Source organism: Streptomyces shaanxiensis, from assembly GCF_039537145.1.
GTDB classification, from domain to species: domain Bacteria; phylum Actinomycetota; class Actinomycetes; order Streptomycetales; family Streptomycetaceae; genus Streptomyces; species Streptomyces shaanxiensis.
The window spans coordinates 132,918-152,013 of sequence record NZ_BAAAZY010000022.1 but is presented as its reverse complement, the minus strand read 5'-3'; the positions used below and the strand labels follow the sequence as shown (position 1 = coordinate 152,013).

General features: G+C 71.0%; 14 protein-coding genes and 1 pseudogene. 11 read left to right on the top strand and 4 right to left on the bottom strand.

Annotated features, from left to right (window positions below; all coding sequences use genetic code 11):
- Nucleotides 1–65 precede the first annotated feature (65 nt).
- Complete coding sequence (locus ABD932_RS33525; protein ID WP_345018625.1) at nucleotides 66–2,060, top strand: sensor histidine kinase; 1,995 nt, start codon at nucleotides 66–68, stop codon at nucleotides 2,058–2,060.
- Nucleotides 2,061–2,224: 164 nt separating this feature from the next.
- Nucleotides 2,225–3,346: a peptidoglycan recognition protein family protein gene (locus ABD932_RS33520; protein ID WP_345018623.1), complete on the top strand. Its 1,122-nt coding sequence runs from the start codon at nucleotides 2,225–2,227 to the stop codon at nucleotides 3,344–3,346.
- Between the two features lie 106 nt (nucleotides 3,347–3,452).
- Here the strand turns inward: ABD932_RS33520 and ABD932_RS33515 are convergent, their stop codons facing one another.
- Complete coding sequence (locus ABD932_RS33515) at nucleotides 3,453–5,060, bottom strand: S8 family peptidase (RefSeq protein WP_345018621.1); 1,608 nt, start codon at nucleotides 5,058–5,060, stop codon at nucleotides 3,453–3,455.
- Nucleotides 5,061–5,313: 253 nt separating this feature from the next.
- Between ABD932_RS33515 and ABD932_RS33510 the strand changes: the two genes are divergently transcribed.
- The 4 genes from ABD932_RS33510 (at nucleotide 5,314) to ABD932_RS33495 (ending at nucleotide 10,620) form a co-directional block, all read left to right on the top strand.
- On the top strand, nucleotides 5,314–7,125 hold the full coding sequence (locus ABD932_RS33510; protein WP_345018619.1) for an ABC-F family ATP-binding cassette domain-containing protein: 1,812 nt from the start codon (nucleotides 5,314–5,316) through the stop codon (nucleotides 7,123–7,125).
- Between the two features lie 174 nt (nucleotides 7,126–7,299).
- A complete protein-coding gene (locus ABD932_RS33505; protein ID WP_345018617.1) occupies nucleotides 7,300–9,015 on the top strand; it encodes an outer membrane protein assembly factor BamB family protein in 1,716 nt (571 codons plus the stop codon).
- 303 nt (nucleotides 9,016–9,318) lie between these two features.
- Nucleotides 9,319–10,026, top strand: a complete 708-nt coding sequence (locus ABD932_RS33500; RefSeq protein ID WP_345018615.1) for a helix-turn-helix transcriptional regulator — start codon at nucleotides 9,319–9,321, stop codon at nucleotides 10,024–10,026.
- A 39-nt stretch (nucleotides 10,027–10,065) separates the two neighbouring features.
- The gene (locus tag ABD932_RS33495; protein ID WP_345018613.1) at nucleotides 10,066–10,620 is read left to right on the top strand and encodes a PH domain-containing protein; all 555 of its coding nucleotides are present in this window, start codon (nucleotides 10,066–10,068) and stop codon (nucleotides 10,618–10,620) included.
- A 64-nt stretch (nucleotides 10,621–10,684) separates the two neighbouring features.
- Here the strand turns inward: ABD932_RS33495 and ABD932_RS33490 are convergent, their stop codons facing one another.
- Both ABD932_RS33490 and ABD932_RS33485 read right to left on the bottom strand, forming a co-directional pair.
- On the bottom strand, nucleotides 10,685–11,071 hold the full coding sequence (locus tag ABD932_RS33490; RefSeq protein ID WP_345018611.1) for a hypothetical protein: 387 nt from the start codon (nucleotides 11,069–11,071) through the stop codon (nucleotides 10,685–10,687).
- 20 nt (nucleotides 11,072–11,091) lie between these two features.
- Nucleotides 11,092–12,795 carry a sodium:solute symporter family protein gene (locus tag ABD932_RS33485; protein ID WP_345018609.1) on the bottom strand — a complete coding sequence of 568 codons (1,704 nt, stop codon included), beginning with the start codon at nucleotides 12,793–12,795 and terminating at the stop codon, nucleotides 11,092–11,094.
- 219 nt (nucleotides 12,796–13,014) lie between these two features.
- On the opposite strand from ABD932_RS33485, the gene galT reads away from it, so the two are divergent.
- The 4 genes and pseudogenes from galT to ABD932_RS33465 all read left to right on the top strand — a co-directional run.
- Nucleotides 13,015–14,100 carry a galactose-1-phosphate uridylyltransferase gene (gene galT, locus ABD932_RS33480; RefSeq protein ID WP_345018607.1) on the top strand — a complete coding sequence of 362 codons (1,086 nt, stop codon included), beginning with the start codon at nucleotides 13,015–13,017 and terminating at the stop codon, nucleotides 14,098–14,100.
- Nucleotides 14,097–15,059 (top strand): UDP-glucose 4-epimerase GalE, encoded by a 963-nt coding sequence (galE, locus tag ABD932_RS33475; protein WP_345018605.1) that lies wholly within the window; start codon nucleotides 14,097–14,099, stop codon nucleotides 15,057–15,059. The genes galT and galE overlap by 4 nt, the downstream gene beginning before the upstream one ends.
- A 101-nt stretch (nucleotides 15,060–15,160) precedes the next feature.
- Complete coding sequence (galK, locus tag ABD932_RS33470) at nucleotides 15,161–16,324, top strand: galactokinase (protein WP_345018603.1); 1,164 nt, start codon at nucleotides 15,161–15,163, stop codon at nucleotides 16,322–16,324.
- Nucleotides 16,325–16,668: 344 nt separating this feature from the next.
- Nucleotides 16,669–17,536, top strand: a pseudogene (locus ABD932_RS33465) (FAD-dependent monooxygenase); the annotation flags it as partial.
- Here ABD932_RS33465 and ABD932_RS33460 read toward each other — a convergent pair.
- Nucleotides 17,517–17,972: a GNAT family N-acetyltransferase gene (locus tag ABD932_RS33460; RefSeq protein WP_345018821.1), complete on the bottom strand. Its 456-nt coding sequence runs from the start codon at nucleotides 17,970–17,972 to the stop codon at nucleotides 17,517–17,519. The pseudogene ABD932_RS33465 and the gene ABD932_RS33460 overlap by 20 nt on opposite strands.
- Nucleotides 17,973–18,243: 271 nt before the next feature.
- Between ABD932_RS33460 and ABD932_RS33455 the strand changes: the two genes are divergently transcribed.
- Entirely contained in the window at nucleotides 18,244–19,017 is a 774-nt protein-coding gene (locus tag ABD932_RS33455; RefSeq protein ID WP_345018601.1) for a LuxR C-terminal-related transcriptional regulator, read from the top strand.
- The last annotated feature ends 79 nt before the right edge of the window (nucleotides 19,018–19,096 follow it).

Below are 19,096 nucleotides of genomic sequence, written 5' to 3'. Positions count from 1 at the left end.
CCCCTTTCCGGGGCGCCGGCGCCGAACCATGCAGAAACGTCCCTCCCTGAACGAGGACCCACTTCATGCGCCTCCCTCGAACATCCGCCCGGCTGCGCCCCAGATCGGTGCGGGCGAAGATCGTCTCCCTGCTGATGCTGCCCATCGTGTCCCTCATGGCGCTGTGGGGCTACGCCGCCGTGACGACCGTGGCCGGCATCGGTGACACCGAGCGAGCCAAGGACGTCAACTCCGAACTCCTCACTCCCGTCGGCGACTTCGTCACCGCGCTGCAGGACGAGCGGGCCGCCGCGATGCGGTACTCGGCCGCCCCCGACGCCTTCACCGAGGCCCACAAGGCCACGGACAGGGCCGCCACCGCCCTGCTGGCCGGCATCAACGCCTCCAGCTCGGACGCCGGCCTCCTCGACGGGAGCCTGCCGGGGCGCATCGACCGCCTGGAGGCCGACGCCGGAGACCTGGCGCGGCTGCGCACCGAGGCCACCGCGAAGAAGGCGGGGGCGCCCTCGGCCGCGTACACCGCCTACTCGGCGATCGTCGAGCACGCCTTCGCCGTCACCGGGGCGCTCACCGACGACCGCGGCACCGACGCCTCCTCGGAGGCGCGCGTGGTGCTCGAACTCGCCCGCGCGCGCGAGGCGCTGGCGCGCGAGCAGGCGCTGCTGGGGGCCGCCGACGCGCGCGGGACGCTGGGCCGGGGCGAGTACGAGCTGTTCCTGGGTGCCGTCGCCACGCAGCGCGAGCTGCTGGAATCCTCGGTCGCCGACCTGAAGGCCGGGCACCGGGCGGCGTACGACGAGATCCTGGAGGGCGACGAGTACGCGCGCGTGCAGGACGTGGAGAACCGGGTGCGCGATGCCGGTCCCGGCGCGGCGGCCGTGACGGCCACGTCGCTCGTGGGCTGGGACTCGGCGGCGTCCGGTGTGCTGACGGAGCTGGCCGAGGCCGAGACGGCGGCCGGTACGGGCGCCACCGCGCAGGCCGACCCGTTCGGCTGGGACACCCTCGGCGCCTCGGGCGTGGCGGTGGTGCTCGGTCTGGTGGGTGTGCTGCTGTCGCTGCTGGTCTCCGTGCTGGTCGGGCGCGGGCTCATCGTCGAACTGCTCGACCTGCGCAACGACGCCCTCGAGGTGGCCGGGCGGCGCCTCCCGCAGGCCATGCGCAAACTGCACGCCGGGCAGGGCGTCGACATCGACGCCGAGGCGCCCATGCGACGCCTGGTCGGCGACGAACTGGCCCAGGTCGGCACGGCGCTCACCGCGGTGCAGCGCGCGGCGCTGAAGGCCGCGAGCGAGCGCGCCGAGCTGCTGAGCGGGATCTCCGGGGTGTACGTCAGCCTGGCGCGCCGCAGCCAGGTGCTGCTGCACCGTCAGCTGGACCTGCTGGAGGGCATGCAGCGACGTCAGCAGGACCCGGCGGAGCTGCAGGACCTGTACCGCGTCGACTACCTGGCGACCCGGATGCGCCGGCACTCCGAGAGCCTGCTGATCCTGTCCGGCATCGCGCCGGGGCGTGGCTGGCGGGACCCGATTCCGCTGGCGGACGTGTTGCGGGCGGCCGTCGCCGAGATCGAGAGCGCGCAGCGGGTGCAGATCTGGGCGGTGCCGAAGGTGTCGCTGGTGGGCGGCTCGGTCGCCGACGTCATCCATCTCCTCGCCGAACTGGTCGAGAACGCCACGGCGTTCTCCCCGCCCAGCACCAAGGTGCAGCTGCGCGCCGCGCGCATGCGTGAGGGGCTTCTCGTCGAGGTCGAGGACAGCGGTTTCGGCATGAACGAGGAGGCCTTCACCGAGGCCAACCGCAAGATCCAGTCCGAGAAGGTCGACCTCCTCGACGCCAAGCAGATCGGCCTGTTCGTGGTGAACCGGCTGCGCGAGCGGCAGGGGCTGCGCGTCGAGCTGCGCCCGTCGCCGAACGGCGGTGTCACGGCCGCCCTCCTCGTCCCCGAGGGCCTGCTGCGCGACGACATGCCGGTGGGCGAGGAGTCGGTGCGGGGGCGCGGACTCGCCCCGGCGGCGGCGCTGATCCCGCAGCAGCGGGCGGACGAGGGCGGAGCGTGACGCCGTACTCACAAGTAGGGCTTCTTTGCCCGATCTTCACACGAATGTACTGCGATCGGAGTACGCGTGGGGCGGGTGGGATGGTTAGGGTCGCTTGACGTTTCAAGCGTCGGCCTCCCCCCGCTCGACGCCGTCAACTGCACTTCTGGAAGGCGTACTTCCCCGTGTCCGAAACCCCCACCCCCACTCCCTCCACTCACCGTAGAAAGCGCTCGCTCTCCCGGCGCGGCATGATCGCCGCCGGTGGGGCGGTGGCCGCCGGTGCCGCGGTGACGCCGATGGTGTTCGCGTCCACCGATTCCGGCGAAACAGACAACTCAGCCGCCGGCTCCGGCGATTCCGGTACGACGCCGGAGAAGTTCCCCGCCACCCGGACCGAGGCCGCCTCGGGCACCGGCGAGGCGACCACCGCCTTCGCCGCCTCCTACGTCGGTGTGCGCTGGTCCGGTGCGAAGCAGGGCGCCGCCATCCGGCTCGCGGACGGCGACTGGCAGCCCCTGAAGAGCGGCTGCGCGATCGTCGAGGACGGCGGCACGGCCCTGGTCGCCGCCCAGAACGCCACCGCGTACGAGGTGAAGGCATCGAGTGACATCGACGGCGTGCACTCGCTGGCGATCGACACCACCGACGGCCCCGACCGCACCTTCCATGTGCCGAGCGAGCCCACGCGCGTGCGTGGCGTGCGCTACCTCTCGCGGCCGGCCTGGGGTGCCGACGAGTCCAAGCGGTTCAAGGCGGACGGCTCGGTCAACTCGCCCGAGAAGTACTACCCGCTCCAGATCATCACGGTCCACCACACGGCGACGCCGAACGACGATCCCGACCCGGCCGCGACGGTGCGTGCGATCTACGAGATGCACGCGATCACCAACGACTGGGGCGACATCGGCTACCACTTCCTCATCGACGAGGCCGGCAACGTCTACGAGGGCCGCTACTCCGGCGACGACGGCATCCCCGCCTTCAACCCGGACGGCGACCTCGTCACCGGCTTCCACTCCGTGGGCTACAACTCCGGCGCCCTCGGCATCGCCCTCCTCGGCACCCTCGGCCAGCAGCCTCCCACGGACGCGGCCAAGGCGTCCCTGATCCGGCTGATCAAGGTGATCTCCCGGTTCAAGGGCCTGGACCCGCAGGCGAGGGTGACGTACACCAACCCCGTCAACGGCACGAAGAAGGACACGAACACGGTCGGCGGTCACCGCGACTACTTCGCCACCGAGTGCCCCGGCCAGGTCATGTACGACCTCCTCGCCGAGGTCCGCGCGGCGGCGGCCCGCCGCTGACATCGGAGACAGTGATGCGCCCCGGGGAACTCGCCCCGGGGCGCACTGCTCTGCGGGCCCTCGGCCCTGTGTCCTCAGCCCTCGGCCCTGTGCCCTCAGCCGTCGGTCAGAAGGTCAGCTTCCAGCTGTTGATGTAGCCCGTGTCCGCGCTGTAGACGTCCTGGACCTTCAGCTGCCAGGTCCCGTTGACGGTCGTCTCGCTGGACGCGTCCACCGTGTACGTGGCGTCGACGTTGTCCGTCGAGTCGGAGGAGCTGCTGCTCTTCAGGCGGTACGTCGAGCCGTCCGGCGCGACCAGGTCGATGACCAGGTCGCCGCGGTAGGTGTGGACGATGTTGACGTACACCGACAGGTCGCTGGGCGCGCTGCCGGTCAGGCCGCTGACGGTGATCGGCGAGTAGACCGCCGAGCCCGCGTCCGGGATGGAGACGTCGGTGGCCGACTCGAAGCTGGAGCCGGTGTCGCCGCCGTCGCCGTCACCGGCCGGGGTGACCTGGAGCAGCAGGTTGGGGCTGCCGGTTCCCACGCTGGTGAGCGTGGAGGAGGACGCCGCCGAGGTCAGCGCCGAGGCGACCGCGGAGGGCGAGGCGCTCGGGTTCTCGCCGAGGTAGACGGCCGCCGCGCCGGCGACGTGCGGGGACGCCATCGACGTACCCGAGTAGGTCGCGGTGCCGGAGTCGGAGGCGTTGGACGCCGAGGTGATGCTCGATCCCGGCGCGAACAGGTCCAGCACGGACCCGTAGTTGGAGAACGACGACCGCGCGTCGGCGCTGGTCGAGGCGCCGACGGTGAGTGCCGCCGAGACGCGGGCCGGGGAGTTGGAGGATGCGTTGGTGTTGTCGTTGCCCGCCGCGACCGCGTAGGTGATGCCGGCCGCGATGGAGTTCTCGACCGCCTCGTCGAGCACCGAGTCGGCGTCGCCGCCCAGCGACATGTTGGCGACCGCCGGGAACTGCGCGTTCTCGGTCACCCAGTCGATGCCCGCGACCACGCCGTCGGTGGTGCCGGAGCCGTCGTCGTCGAGGACGCGCACGGCGACGATGTCCGCGTTCTTGGCGACGCCGTACGTCGATCCCGCGACGGTGCCGGCCACGTGCGTGCCGTGTCCGTTGCCGTCCTGCGCGGTGGAGTCGCCGTCGACCGCGTCGTAGCCGTAGGAGGCCCGGCCGCCGAAGTCGCTGTGGGTGATGCGGACTCCGGTGTCGATGATGTACGCCGTCACCCCGCTGCCCGCGCTGTCCGGGTAGGTGTACGACGAGGACAGCGGCAGGTCGGTCTGGTCGATGCGGTCCAGGCCCCAGGTCGGGTTGGTCTGGGTGCCGTTGACGTGGACGGTCTTGTTCTGGACGACCCGCTCGACGGCCGGGTCGGCGGCGAGCCGCTTGGCCTCGGCCTCCGTCATCTCGGTCGCGTAGCCGTTGAGGGCCTGCTTGTAGGTGCGTTCGACCTCGGCGCCGTACCGGGTGGCGAGCGCCTTGCCCTTGGCGGAGGCGGCGCGGAAGCCGGCGCTGTCCTTGAGGGTGACGATGTAGCTGTCCTTGATGGCACCCGGGGCGTCGGCGCCGAGGATGACGCCCTCGGCGGGGGTCGCGGACGCCGGGGCGGTCGACGCGGCGCCGACGGTGAGCAGGGCGGCGGCGGAGACGAGAGCGGCGAGCGCACCGCGTCTGCGGCGGCCGGGCGTCCGGGGTGTGGGGGAGTGCTGCACGAACATGGGGGTGGGACCCCTTCTGGGAAACGTGCACGGACGGGGCGGTGGGGGGTGGCCTTGTCCTGTGCGCACAAGGTGGCCGTTTTGAAGAGGTCACGTCAACTAGGGGAATCCCTACGTCCGAGTAGGGGCCCGGCGGGTTTGGGAGAGCCTCTGTGGAACCCCTGTGCGGCCCCTGTGAGCAGGCGTATTTGAAGGGGCGACGGCCCGCCCGACTACTCTGGAGGGTCGAGCGATCCCCCCTGTCAGGAGAAAAATGGCCGTCAACCTGGTCAATGTCGAGAACGTCAGCAAGGTGTACGGCACCCGTGCCCTGCTCGACGGTGTCTCGCTCGGCGTCTCCGAGGGCGATCGCATCGGCGTCGTGGGCCGCAACGGCGACGGCAAGACGACCCTGATCCGCATGCTGGCCAAGGTGGAGGAGGCCGACACCGGCCGGGTCACCCACTCCGGCGGGCTGCGCCTCGGCGTACTCACCCAGCACGACTCGCTCGACCCCGAGGCGACCGTCCGGCACGAGGTCATCCGGGACATGGCCGACCACGAGTGGGCCGGCAACGCCAAGATCCGCGATGTGCTCACCGGGCTGTTCGGCGGGCTCGACCTGCCCGGCTTCCCGCAGGGCCTCGACACCGTCATCGCCCCGCTCTCCGGCGGCGAGCGGCGGCGCATCGCGCTCGCCAAGCTGCTCATCGAGGAGCAGGACCTGATCGTCCTCGACGAGCCCACCAACCACCTCGACGTCGAGGGCATCTCCTGGCTCGCCCAGCACCTGCGCGAGCGCCGCTCGGCCCTCGTGTGCGTCACGCACGACCGCTGGTTCCTCGACCAGGTCTGCACCCGCATGTGGGACGTCCAGCGCGGCGACGTCTTCGAGTACGAGGGCGGCTACTCCGACTACGTGTTCGCCCGCGCCGAGCGCGAGCGCATCGCCGCCACCGAGGAGGTCAAGCGGCAGAACCTCGTCCGCAAGGAGCTGGCCTGGCTGCGCCGCGGCGCCCCCGCGCGTACCTCCAAGCCGCGCTTCCGGGTCGAGGCGGCCAACGAGCTCATCAAGGACGTACCGCCGCCCCGGGACAGCAGCGAGCTGATGAAGTTCGCCTCGTCCCGGCTCGGCAAGACGGTCTTCGACCTGGAGGACGTGACCGTCCAGGCCGGTCCCAAGATGCTGCTCAAGCATGTGACCTGGCAGCTCGGACCCGGCGACCGCATCGGTCTCGTCGGGGTCAACGGGGCCGGGAAGACATCGCTGCTGCGTGCCATGGCCGAGGCGGCGCGGACGGAGGGCGAGGCGCAGCCGGCCGGCGGGCGGATCGCGGTCGGCAAGACCGTCAAGCTCGCCTATCTGTCCCAGGAGGTCGCCGAGCTCGACCCGAACTGGCGTGTCCTGGAAGCCGTTCAGGCGGTGCGTGAGCGCGTGGACCTCGGCAAGGGCCGCGAGATGACCGCCGGGCAGCTGTGCGAGACGTTCGGCTTCGGCAAGGAGAAGCAGTGGACGCCGGTCGGGGACCTGTCCGGTGGTGAGCGTCGCCGCCTGCAGTTGCTGCGCCTGCTCATGGACGAGCCCAACGTCCTCTTCCTCGACGAGCCCACCAACGACCTGGACATCGAGACCCTGACCCAGCTGGAGGACGTCCTCGACGGCTGGCCGGGCTCGATGATCGTCATCTCCCACGACCGGTTCTTCGTCGAGCGCACCACGGACCGCGTCTTCGCCCTGCTCGGCGACGCCACCCTGCGGATGCTCCCGCGCGGCATCGACGAGTACCTGGAGCGCCGCCACCGCATGGAGGCCCAGGTCGCCGCCGCGGCGGCCCCCGCCCCGGCCGCCGACAAGGCCGTACCGGAGAGGAGCGCCGCCGACCAGCGAGCCGCCAAGAAGGAGCTGCAGAAGATCGAGCGGCAGCTCGACAAGCTCTCCGAGCGGGAGACCAAGCTGCACGCCCAGATCGCCGAGCACGCCACCGACTTCGCGAAGGTCGCCGAACTCGACGCCGAACTGCGCGACTTGGCAGGCCAGCGGGACGAACTGGAACTGCGCTGGCTGGAGCTCGCCGAGGACGCGTAGCAGCGGCGGCATCGGCCCGCCCGCCTCGGGAACCCGGGGTGGACGCGGTCCGGTGCGTCGTCCGCGCCGGGTGGTAGAAAGACTTGCTCGCCAACAGGCCGAGAACCGCTGGTGTGGCGGAAACACGACGGCGCAGGAGTGGCGGCACATCAGTTCGCGAGGGGAGAGCCGCGTATGACCCAGCCACCGCAGCAGGGTGGCTACGGTGCGCCCCCCACGCCGCCGAGGCCCTCCCTGCCGCCCGTGCTGCCTCCGCCGCCCTCCGGGTACGGCGGCCCCGGCGGTCAGCCCGGCCCGCTGCCCGGCTTGCAGCCCGGTCCGATGCCCGGCCCGCAGTCCGGTCCTTACGGCCGGCCGCAGGATCCGTACGACTGGAACTCCGGTTACGGCGCCCCGCAGGCGCCCCCGCCGTCGCACCCCCCGCTCGCCGGGCCCGGTGGCGGCGGGCGGAGGCCCAAGGGGTGGTGGGCCGTCGTCGTCGCGGCGGTCGTGGCGATCGCGCTGATCATCGGCGGTGGTGTCCTGTACGCGGGCTCCGGTGACGAGGCCGCCAAGGACGACACGGCGGGTGTCGGCGGCGGTACCGGCAGGGCGGCCGACGAGGGCGACGGCACGACGTCCCGGGGCAGCGAGAAGGTGCCCGCCAACCCCGCCGCGAGGGTCCTCTTCCAGGTCCCCTCGCCCAAGGCCGGGGGCGCGGGCGGCGCCGTCCCCGGCTCATGGCTGACCGGGAAGGCGTACGTCAAGACCGGCGTCGCCGAGATCACCGGCCACGACCCGGACAAGGGCACCGAGTTGTGGACGATCCCGCTGCCCGGCCCGGTGTGCGCGGTCACCGACCACACCACCGAGGACGGTCTGACGGCGGTCGTCCACGAGTCCGCGATGCCGACCAAGGCGAAGCCGACGCACGGCTGCACCCAGGTCTCCGCGATCGACCTCGACGCCGGCCGGAAGCTGTGGACCGGCTCCGCCCTGCGCGGCCGCCAACCGATCCGGTTCGACAACATCACCATCAGCGCGCACACCGTCGCCGCAGGCGGGGCCGCCGGGGGCGCCGCGTTCGACATCGCCTCCGGCGCGTCGCTGTGGACGCCGAAGGCAAGCGACACCTGCTACGACGCCGGGTACGGCGGCGGTCCGAAGCTGGTGGCGGTGCGCAAGTGCCGGGCGTCCGGTCGGCTCCAACTGCACATCCAGACCATCGACCCGGCGACCGGAAAGGTGATCTCGGCGTACCGGATGGCCGACGGCATCGAACAGGTCGGCATCGTCTCGACCGACCCGCTGGTCGTCGCCGCGAACGCCGGCGGCGGCGCGGGTGGCGGTGGCGGCATCTCGGACTACTTCTCCATCGACAACCGGACCGGCAAGCTGCGTACGCGGATCTTGGCGCCGGCCGAGCGGTATGCGGCCGCGTGCGACGTCATCCGCCGAATCGAGCAGTGCGCACAGTCGGCGGTCGGCAAGGACCGGCTGTACCTGCCGACGAAGGCACATGACGGCGGCGGTTCCGGGCAGACCAACGAGATCGTCGCGTTCGACCTCACCACCGGCAGACAGACCGGGCAGCGTACGGCCGCGGGCGACGGCTACGTGATCGCGCCGCTGCGGATGGACGGCGGCAATCTGCTCGCCTACAAGCGGTCGCCGAACGCCGCCCGGGGCGGTCAGGTCGTCAGCATCGACGGTGTCACCTTCGCGCAGACCGAGTTGCTGGAGAATCCGGCCACGCAGGCCGTGCGCGACGCCGAGGCCGGCCTGCCTCCGGAGCGCGCCGAGTACCTCTATGCGCAGGGGCGGCTGTACATCTCGGCGGTGCAGGCGACCGGATCGGCGAGCCCGGCCGCGAAGGAGTACCTGGTGATCGCGTTCGGCACGGATGCCTGAAGGGCGACTGACGGGCGACTGAAGGGCGACTGACGGCGCCCAAGGGGGGCGTGGGGGCGTACTGCCTGTCGTCCGCGAATGCGCGGAAAGCCAGAAATTCCGCCGTTCCGGGGCACTTCTCACCGGTAGGGGGAGCGCAATGTCGAACAAGCGTGTAGCTTCCGGGGGCATGAAAGGCGGGGGGAGCCGGGAGGGGGCTTCTGTCCGCGCGGACCAGTGGGCATCCATAGTGGGGCGTCCGGACCGGCGGCGCCGGTCCTGGGTATTGATGGAGATCCATTGGGGGGACTGGGGGGTTGCTCGATGGGAGTGCGGCTCATGGTGGTCGACGACCACCGATTGCTCGCCGAGGCGCTGGCCTCGGCACTGAAACTGAGGGGGCACCGGGTGCTGGCCGCGGCGGCGCCCGCCGCGGGGGCGGCGGAACTGGTGATCACGCGGGCGCCGGAGGTGTGCCTGCTGGGGACGGCGACACCGGCCGAGCCGGGCATATTCGATCCGGTGGTGAAGATCAAGCGGGAGCGTCCACAGGTGGCGGTGCTCGTCCTGGGCCCGGTGCCGAGCCCGCGCGGCATAGCGGCGGCGTTCGCGGCGGGCGCCTCCGGCTACGTACGGCACGACGAGCGCATAGAGGGCGTCGAACGGGCGATCATGAAGGCGCGGTCGGGCGAGGCGGCGGTGGCCCCACAGTTGCTGCAGGGCGCGTTCAGCGAACTCCTCAACCCGGCCGCCCAACCGGACGACGAGGGCCAGCGGCTGCTTCAGATGCTCACGCCGCGTGAGGTCGAGGTCCTGGTCCGGGTCGCCGACGGCGAGGACACCCGCCTGATCGCCGCGGGCATGGGCATCGCCCCCTCGACGGCCCGTACCCATGTCCAGCGGGTGCTGATGAAACTGGGGGTCGGTTCGAGACTGGAGGCGGCAGCGTTGGCGGCGCGGACTGGGTTGCTGGATCGGGCGGGGCCTGTGCCGCACTCGGCCCCGGACGCGGGCCCAGGGCTGGAGCCCTGACCGAAGAGCCCAGGTCCCTTCCAGGGGAGAATCACCCGCATGAAGAGCGATCTCCCCGTGCACCAGAGCGCCCCTCCCCCCACCGCCCCCCGTGCCGTCGACGACCCGCAGACCCAGTCCGTCCTCGTGGCGACATGGCGACGCGGGTTGGTTCGGCTGGTGACGTGGACGGTTGTGTGGGCCCTGCTGACCCTGGCCGTCATAGTCATTCGGGACCGGGACCTGGAGACGGTGCGGGCTGTCTTTCTGCTGCTGATGTTCGTCAGTCTTCGTCCCTTGGCGCTGGCCTCTCTCGCGATGCAGTGCGTGCGGGCGATCGACACGACGCTGGGAAACCACTCCTGGCAGTACTGCACCTCGGTGCGGAGGGTCCGGGGGACCAGGGTGCGCGGTGGAATCGCCGTGCAGGCGAAGGTCGGTGACGATGAGGGCGACTGGACGCCGGTGATGAAGGCGCGGGCTCCGTTCCGGTGGCGGCGCTGGACGGCGGAGCTGGAGAACGGCGCCTGGTTCGCGGGGGATGTGCGACGTGGTGGGGTTCTCGCCCTGCCCGGCGGGCGAGCTCTGACGCTGGTGACCGTCACTGATCGGTGAACGCGTACGGGGCCGGGGTCCCGGCGGACCTCGGCCCCGGCACGTCGGGTCGGCGCCCCGGCCGCTACTCGGTGGGCTTGCCTCCCGGCGCGGCACCCGCGTCGACGTCCGGCGGCGGAGGAGCCGTGGGCCTCAGCTTCAGCCATGCCAGGAAGAACAGGCCGAGCAGCAGCATGCCGAGGCCGGTCCAGAGGTTGATGTTGACGCCCTCGGCCTTGTCGATCGCGGCGTCGTCGTCGGTGAGGCCGACGATCGTGACGATCACGCCGTAGATCACGAAGAGGCCGCCGATGATGCGCCGGATGTCGAAGAGACGGGCGGCTGTCGCGGACTTCCCCTCCAGCTCGGTGACTTCCCGCTGGACGTCCTTCTCGGAGTACCCGTGGCGCGCGGAGTGCTCGGGGTGGTCCGGGTTCTCGGAGTGGTCGGAGTGGTCGGAGTTCTCTGTCATGGTCTCTCAACCTCCGGTCGTCAGAAGGAGAACGGGATGTAGCAGGCGGCCGCCAGCACGATCGCTCCCCAGCCCAGCAGCGCCGGCTTGCGGTACCAGGCCTCGTCGCCCGGTGCCGGCGGCTCGGCCATGCCGGGGGAGCGGGTGCCGTAGACCAGCCCCTGGAGTTCCTCCGTCGGCTTCGGTGCCGTGAAGAGGGAGACGGCCACCATGACGACTGCGCCGGCCACGAAGCCCGCGATCGCGGAGACGAAGTTCGCGCCCTGGTCGGAGGGGATGGAGATGATGTCCTGCTTGTAGAAGACGAAGTAGTTGATCATCGCCGCCGTCGTGCCGGCCAGCAGACCCCAGAAGCCCGACTTCATCGACGCGCGCTTCCAGAACATGCCGACGATGAAGACCACGAACATCGGCACGTTGAAGAAGGAGAACAGGGTCTGCAGGTAGCTCATGATGTTGGAGAAGGAGGAGGCGAGGAACGCCGTGCCGATCGAGGCCAGCACGCCGATGGCCGTGATCAGGCGGCCGAAGCGGACGTAGTAGGAGTCCTCGCGGTCCGTCACCACGTACTTCGCCCAGATGTCCGTGGTGAACACCGTGTTGAAGGACGACACGTTCGCCGCCATGCCCGCCATGAAGGCGGCCAGCAGGCCGGTCACCGCGATGCCCAGCACGCCGTTCGGCAGCAGCCCCTCCATCAGGTACGGGATGGCGTCGTTGTACTGGTAGCCCGACTCCTCCGTGCCGAAGCCCGGGATCAGGGCCGCGGCCGCCAGCCCAGGGATCATCACCAGGAACACGATGAAGATCTTCGGGAACGCCGCGATCAGCGGGGTGCGCTGGGCCGCCGAGAGGTTCTTCGCGGAGAGCGCGCGCTGGACCTCGGCGAAGTTCGTCGTCCAGTAGCCGAAGGACAGCACGAAGCCGAGGCCGAGCACGATCGTCAGCCAGTTCGCGCCCAGCGGGTTCGCCTCGCCGATGCCCGTGCCGCCCCAGGCCGTGACGAAGTCGTCGCCGTGGGACTTCGTGAGGGTGTCCGTCAGGCCGTCCCAGCCGCCCACCTTCTTCAGGGACAGCACGGTGATGGGGATGAGGGCCGCCAGGATCACGAAGAACTGCAGGACCTCGTTGTAGATCGCGGAGGACAGTCCGCCGAGGGTGATGTACGCGAGCACGAAGAAGCCCGCCACCACGATCGCCACCCACTGGGGCCAGCCCAGCAGGGCCTCCACCACGATCGCCAGGGCGTAGAGGTTCACACCGGCGATCAGGATCGCGGCGAAGGCGAACAGGATCGAACTGAGCAGGTGCGCCCCCTTGTCGAAGCGCAGGAGCAGGAACTCCGGGACCGAGCGGACCTTGCTGCCGTAGTAGAAGGGCATCATCACCAGGCCGAGGAAGACCATGGCCGGGATGGCGCCGATCCAGTACCAGTGGACGGTGTAGGCGCCGTACTGCGCGCTGTTCGCCGCCATGCCCAGGATCTCGGTGGCGGCCAGGTTGGCCGAGATGAAGGCGAGGCCCGTGACCCAGGCGGGCAGGGAGCGGCCCGAGAGGAAGAAGTCGAGGCTGGTCTTCACCGAGCGGCGGGCGGCGAAGCCGATGCCCAGCACGACGACGAAGTAGATACCGAGCAGCGTGTAGTCGAGCCAGTTCGTGGGGAGCCGTAGCTCGGCGGCGAGGACGGTGGGGGAGTATGTGGGGGTTTGTGTGGGGGTGTGCATATGTACTCGCTTCGTTTGGCGAACCGATACAGCGCGGAACCTACGCCCCTGCGTTCAGCAATTGAACACGTCGTGTGACGCTCTTTGTTTGATTGTGATGTTGACTGTCGTGGTGAGTTGTGTTTCTCTATGTTTAGTTCTGTTTGATGGAGGCTCGGAGAAGACTCGGTGAAGTCTCGAGAGTCTCGGAAGGCCTGAGTGGCTCGAATGGAGTCCGGCGTGAAGAAGACCTCGACCCGGCTGGCCGACGGTCGTGAGCTCATCTACTACGACCTGCGCGACGACACGGTGCGGGACGCGGCCGACCGCCGTCCCCTGGACCGGACTGTCACCACGTCCGAGGTCCGTCACGACGTACTGCTCGGCGACTCCGTCGCCATCGCCTCGCACCGGCAGGGGCGGACGTACCACCCGCCGGCCGACCAGTGCCCGCTGTGCCCCTCCGAGGGCGACCGCCTGAGCGAGATCCCGGACTCGTCGTACGACGCCGTCGTCTTCGAGAACCGCTTCCCCTCGCTCGCCGGCGACTCCGGGCGCTGCGAGGTCGTCTGCTTCACCTCCGACCACAACGCGTCCTTCGCCGACCTGACCGAGGAGCAGGCCCGGCTCGTCCTCGACGCATGGACCGACCGGACCTCCGAACTGTCGTCCCTGCCCTCCGTCGAGCAGGTGTTCTGCTTCGAGAACCGCGGCGCCGAGATCGGTGTCACCCTCGGCCATCCGCACGGGCAGATCTACGCCTACCCCTTCACCACCCCGCGCACCGCCCTGATGCTGCGCTCCCTCGCCGCGCACAAGGACGCCACCGGCGGGGAGAACCTCTTCGACGCCGTCGTGGAGCGTGAACTCGCCGACGAGCGGGTCGTCCTGGAGAGTGAACACTGGGTGGCCTTCGTGCCGTACGCCGCGCACTGGCCGTACGAGGTCCACCTGTACCCGAAGCGCCGCGTGCCCGATCTGCTCGCCCTCGACGAGGACGCGCGCACAGAGTTCCCCCAGGTGTATCTGGAACTCTTGAGGCGCTTCGACCGGATCTTCGACGAGGGGGATGGAGGGGAAGGCCCCGCAGGGGAGCCTCCGACGCCGTACATCGCCGCCTGGCACCAGGCGCCGTTCGGGCAGCTGGAGGACTTCGAGGGCGTCGTGCGTGAGGACTTCGCGCTTCACCTCGAGCTTTTCACCATCCGCCGCACTTCCGGCAAGCTGAAGTTCCTCGCGGGTTCCGAATCCGGCATGAGCGTGTTCATCAACGACGTGCCGCCGGAGCGCGCGGCCGAGCGACTGCGAGAGGTAGCGAGTACATGAGTGGGAAGTTTCTGGTCACCGGTGGCGCGGGCTACGTCGGCAGCGTGGTCGCGCAGCACCTGATCGAGGCCGGCGAGGAGGTCGTCGTCCTCGACAACCTCTCCACCGGCTTCCGTGAGGGTGTGCCGTCCGGGGCGTCCTTCATCGAGGGCGACATCCGCGACGCCGCCAAGTGGCTGGACTCCTCCTTCGACGCGGTGCTGCACTTCGCCGCGTTCTCGCAGGTCGGCGAGTCGGTCGTGAAGCCCGAGAAGTACTGGGACAACAACGTCGGCGGCACCATGGCCCTGCTCGGCGCCATGCGCGAGGCCGGCGTGCGCAAGCTCGTCTTCTCCTCCACGGCCGCCACGTACGGCGAGCCGAAGGAGGTGCCGATCGTCGAGTCCGCGCCGACGCAGCCCACGAACCCGTACGGCGCCTCGAAGCTCGCCGTCGACCACATGATCACCGGCGAGGCGGCGGCGCACGGCCTGGGCGCGGTCAGCCTGCGCTACTTCAACGTCGCGGGTGCCTACGGCGAGCAGGGCGAGCGCCACGACCCCGAGTCGCACCTCATCCCGCTCGTCCTGCAGGTCGCCCAGGGCAGGCGCGACGCGATCTCCGTCTTCGGCGACGACTACCCCACGGCGGACGGCACCTGCGTGCGCGACTACATCCACGTCGCCGACCTGGCCGACGCCCACCTGCTGGCGCTCAAGGCCGCCCGGCCCGGCGAGCACCTCATCTGCAACCTCGGCAACGGCAACGGCTTCTCCGTCCGCGAGGTCATCGAGACCGTCCGCCAGGTCACCGGGCACCCGATCCCCGAGGTCGTGGCCCCGCGCCGCGGCGGCGACCCGGCGGTCCTGGTCGCCTCCGCCGACACCGCCCGCGAGCGGCTCGGCTGGAACCCGTCCCGCGCGGACCTCGCGGGGATCGTCGCGGACGCGTGGGAGTTCGCGCAGCGGCGCGCAGGTTAAGTTCTACGACCGGCACGGCCGGCCGTAGGTTCTACGGCTGTGCGGCCGGTCAACTCACCGGCCGACAGGGCCGGTTCAGCACGGAAGGTCAGGGTCAGGGGATGAGCGTCGACACGGCAGCCGCGGTCGCCGAGCGGTTCAAGGAGCTGTACGGGGCCGAGCCGGAGGGGGTGTGGGCCGCGCCGGGCCGGGTCAACCTGATCGGCGAGCACACCGACTACAACGACGGCTTCGTCATGCCGTTCGCGCTGCCGCACACCGCGGTCGCGGCGGTCTCACGGCGCGCGGACGGCGTCCTGCGGCTGCACTCGGCGGACGTCGAGGGCGACGTCGTGGAACTGCGCCTCGACGACCTCGCGCCCGAGTCGGACCGGAACTGGACGGCGTACCCGTCGGGCGTCGTCTGGGCCCTGCGCCAGGCCGGCCACGCGGTGACCGGCGCCGACATCCACCTGGCCTCGACGGTCCCGGCGGGCGCGGGCCTGTCGTCGTCGGCGGCCCTGGAGGTCGTCGTCGCCCTCGCCCTGAACGACCTGTACGACCTCGGCCAGAAGGGCTGGCAGCTGGCCCGCCTGTGCCAGCGCGCCGAGAACGTGTACGTCGGCGCCCCGGTCGGCATCATGGACCAGACGGCGTCCGCCTGCTGCGAGGCCGGCCACGCCCTGTTCCTCGACACCCGCGACCTCTCCCAGAAGCAGATCCCCTTCGACCTGGCCGCGGAAGGCATGCGCCTGCTGGTCGTCGACACCCAGGTCAAGCACTCCCACAGCGAGGGCGAGTACGGCAAGCGCCGCGCGGGCTGCGAGAAGGGCGCCGCACTGCTGGGCGTCGACGCGCTCCGGGACATCGCCTACGCCGACCTGGACGCGGCGCTGGACCGGCTCGGCGACGACGAGGAGGTACGCCGCCTGGTGCGCCACGTCGTCACCGAGGACCAGCGCGTCGAGCGGGTCGTCTCCCTGCTGGAGTCGGGCGAGACGCGCGCGATCGGCCCCGTGCTGGTCGAGGGCCACGCCTCTCTGCGGGACGACTTCCGCATCTCCTGCCCCGAGCTCGACCTGGTCGTGGACACCGCGCTGGCAGCCGGCGCGCTCGGCGCCCGCATGACCGGCGGCGGCTTCGGCGGCTCGGCGATCGTGCTGGCGGAGGAGGCCGACGTCGAGACCATCACCAAGGCGGTCGAGGGCGCCTTCGCCTCCGCAGGGTTCACCGCGCCCCGCGTGTTCGAGGCGGTGCCGGCGGCGGGGGCGCGGCGGCTGAGCTAGCCCGGAGACTTCGAGGCGTGCGGGGCTGGGGCGGCGCCTTCAGTCCCGCGGCCCTTTCCACACTGCGACCCCTTCTTCAGAGCTCCGTACCGCCTGCGAAGCGGACGGGCGACACAAGAGCGATGCGAATCAGACCGGGTTCGGGCGGCGGGGCGTCGTAGACGTAGGTGACGGTGAGGGCAGGGCGTGCGTCTGTGCCTTAGAGGCGCGTTGTGTAGATCTTCATGTCTCCGACGGCGCTCCGGGCTGGTCGGCCGAGCATCGGGTTCTTCTCCAACTCGGCACGCAGCGCCTCGACGGCATCGAGAGCGCCCGAGCCGATGGCCCGGCAGCGGGCGCGGGCCATCGTCGGCATTCCGCGGGCCGCCCTGCACCGGGCGCTGCGCGCGGCACTCCCGCCCGAGTCGCTCGTGATCGGCACCGAAGCGACCGGCCTCGACCTCTCCGACCCCGCCCGCCCCCGCGTCACCCGCGACGGAGCCCCGCTCGAGGCCGACCTCGTGGTCGCGGCCGACGGCGTCAACAGCCGCCTGCGCGCCGCCCTCTTCCCCGGCCATCCCGGCCCCGCCTACTCCGGATCCACGGTCCTGCGCGCCATCACCGAGCACCCGGTCGAGCTGCGCACCGACTTCGAGCTGAGCTGGGGAAGAGGCGTGGAGTTCGGGCGCATCGCCTTCGCGGACGGGCGGGCCGAATGGCACGCGGTCGTCAAAACGGCGGCGGGTGTACGGCATTGCGATCCGCTCGGCGCCGTACGCCGCCGCTTCGGCGACTGGCACGACCCCGTTCCCGCCCTGCTCGCGGCCACCCGCCCCGCCGACGTCCTCCACCACGACGTCCACGAACTCGCCGTCCCGCTGCCGTCCTACACCGCCGGCCGCGTCGCCCTGCTCGGCGACGCCGCCCACGCCATGACCCCGAACCTCGGGCAGGGCGCCTGCCAGGCCTTGGAGGACGCGGTCGTGCTGGCCGCCGCGCTCGCGGCCGAGCCCACGCCCGAGGCCGCCCTCGCCCGCTACGACGCCGAGCGCCGCCCCCGCAGCCAGGCGGTCGCACGGGCCGCCCGCCGGGCCGGGCGCATGGGTCACCAGCTCACCGACCCGCTCGCCGTCGCCGTACGCGATCCGTCTGACCCCGTTCGGCCTGGCCAAGCACGCCGTCCTGCGCCACCACGTCTGGACGCCCCCGCGGCTCACCCCAGCCGCTTGGTGAGGGTGTACTCCGTGATCCCCGGCGGATAGTCCGGGATCACACACACCACGTCGTACCCCTGCCTCTTGTAGAACTGCGGCGCCTGGAAGTCCCAGGTCTCCAGGCGTACGGCGGTACAGCCCCGTTCGCCGTGGGCCATGCGCTCCGCGCGTGCGAGCAAATGCGAACCGAGACCGGCACCGCGGTGGCGTTCGTCGACCCAGAGGTAGGTGACATGGAGCCAAGTGGTCCAGGTGTGACCGACCAGCCCGCCCGCCACGGCCCCCGAGTCGTCCAACGCCCATACCTGGAGCGGAAGTTCGCGTTCACCAGGGGTTCCACGCAGGGCGCGCAGGATCGGGGAGGCCGCGGTGTTGGTGTCCCGCAGCCGCCGGCGGAGCAGATCCTGCCGTGATTTGTCGACTTCTGTCTCCAGACGAAACATGCGGCTCACCATAAACGCGTCGGCCAACCAGTTCTGCAAATTACCTTCCGCTCCTGCCACCCGGCCGTACTCTGATGAGCAGCACCGGTGGGGGCCGGTGCTGATCAGGGGGCGAGACAGGGCGGGTACGACGCCCGAAGTGGGGGTAGCAGTTCTTGCACGGCGGCGGCCGTGCGGCCATCCGCGCTTCGGGCGTCGTGCCCGCGACGGTGTTCGTCTCCCGGTGTCGTCCTTTGACGATGGGGTATCCCCTGCTCTTCGAGAGCTTGGGGAAGGGGGTTTCGTGGTTCGCATCCGAGTGCTGGTCGTCGACGACCATCGCATCTTCGCCGAGTCGCTCGCCGCCGCCCTGGCCGCCGAGCCCGACGTCGACGTCTCCGCCGCGGGCAGCGGTCCGGCCGCGCTGCGCAGTCTGGAGCGCGCGGCCGCCGAGGGGCGCCGGTTCGACGTGCTGCTCGTCGACGCCGACCTGGGCGGCAACGTGCCGGGCGTCCGGCCGGCCGTGCCCGTTCAGGAGGTGGGCGAGGACGGGCTGGTGGACGGCATCTCGCTGGTCGCCGGGGTCCGTTCCGGGCAGCCCGCCGTACGGATCGTCGTCCTCGCCGAGAAGGACGATCCGCGCCGGGCCGCGCTCGCCCTGCAGGCGGGGGCGTCCGGCTGGGTGGCCAAGGACTGCTCGCTGTCCCGGCTGCTCACCGTCATCCGCGGTGTCCTGCGCGACGAGACCCATCTGCCGCCCGCCCTGCTCACGGGCGTCCTGCGGGAGTTGACGGCCGCGCGCAAGCACCGCACCGAGAGCGAACGGCTCGTCGAGTCGCTGACGCCGAGGGAGCGGGAAGTCCTGCGGTGCATGGTGGCGGGGCTGGGGCGCAAGGCCGTCGCCGAGCGCCTGTATCTCTCCCCGCACACCGTCCGCACCCATATGCAGAACGTCCTGGGCAAGCTGGGCGTGCACTCGACACTGGCCGCGGTCGCGCTCGCGAGGCGGGCCGGGGTCGGCCCGGTCGACTTGGGCCCGGCCGACCGGATCATGCGGGAGGAGAGCAGCAGCGCCTGAGCGGCAACGCCCCAAAGGGGCGCGGGGAACTGCGCGACCAGCCACAACGGCGCCGCGGCCAATCGACGACGTATCACGG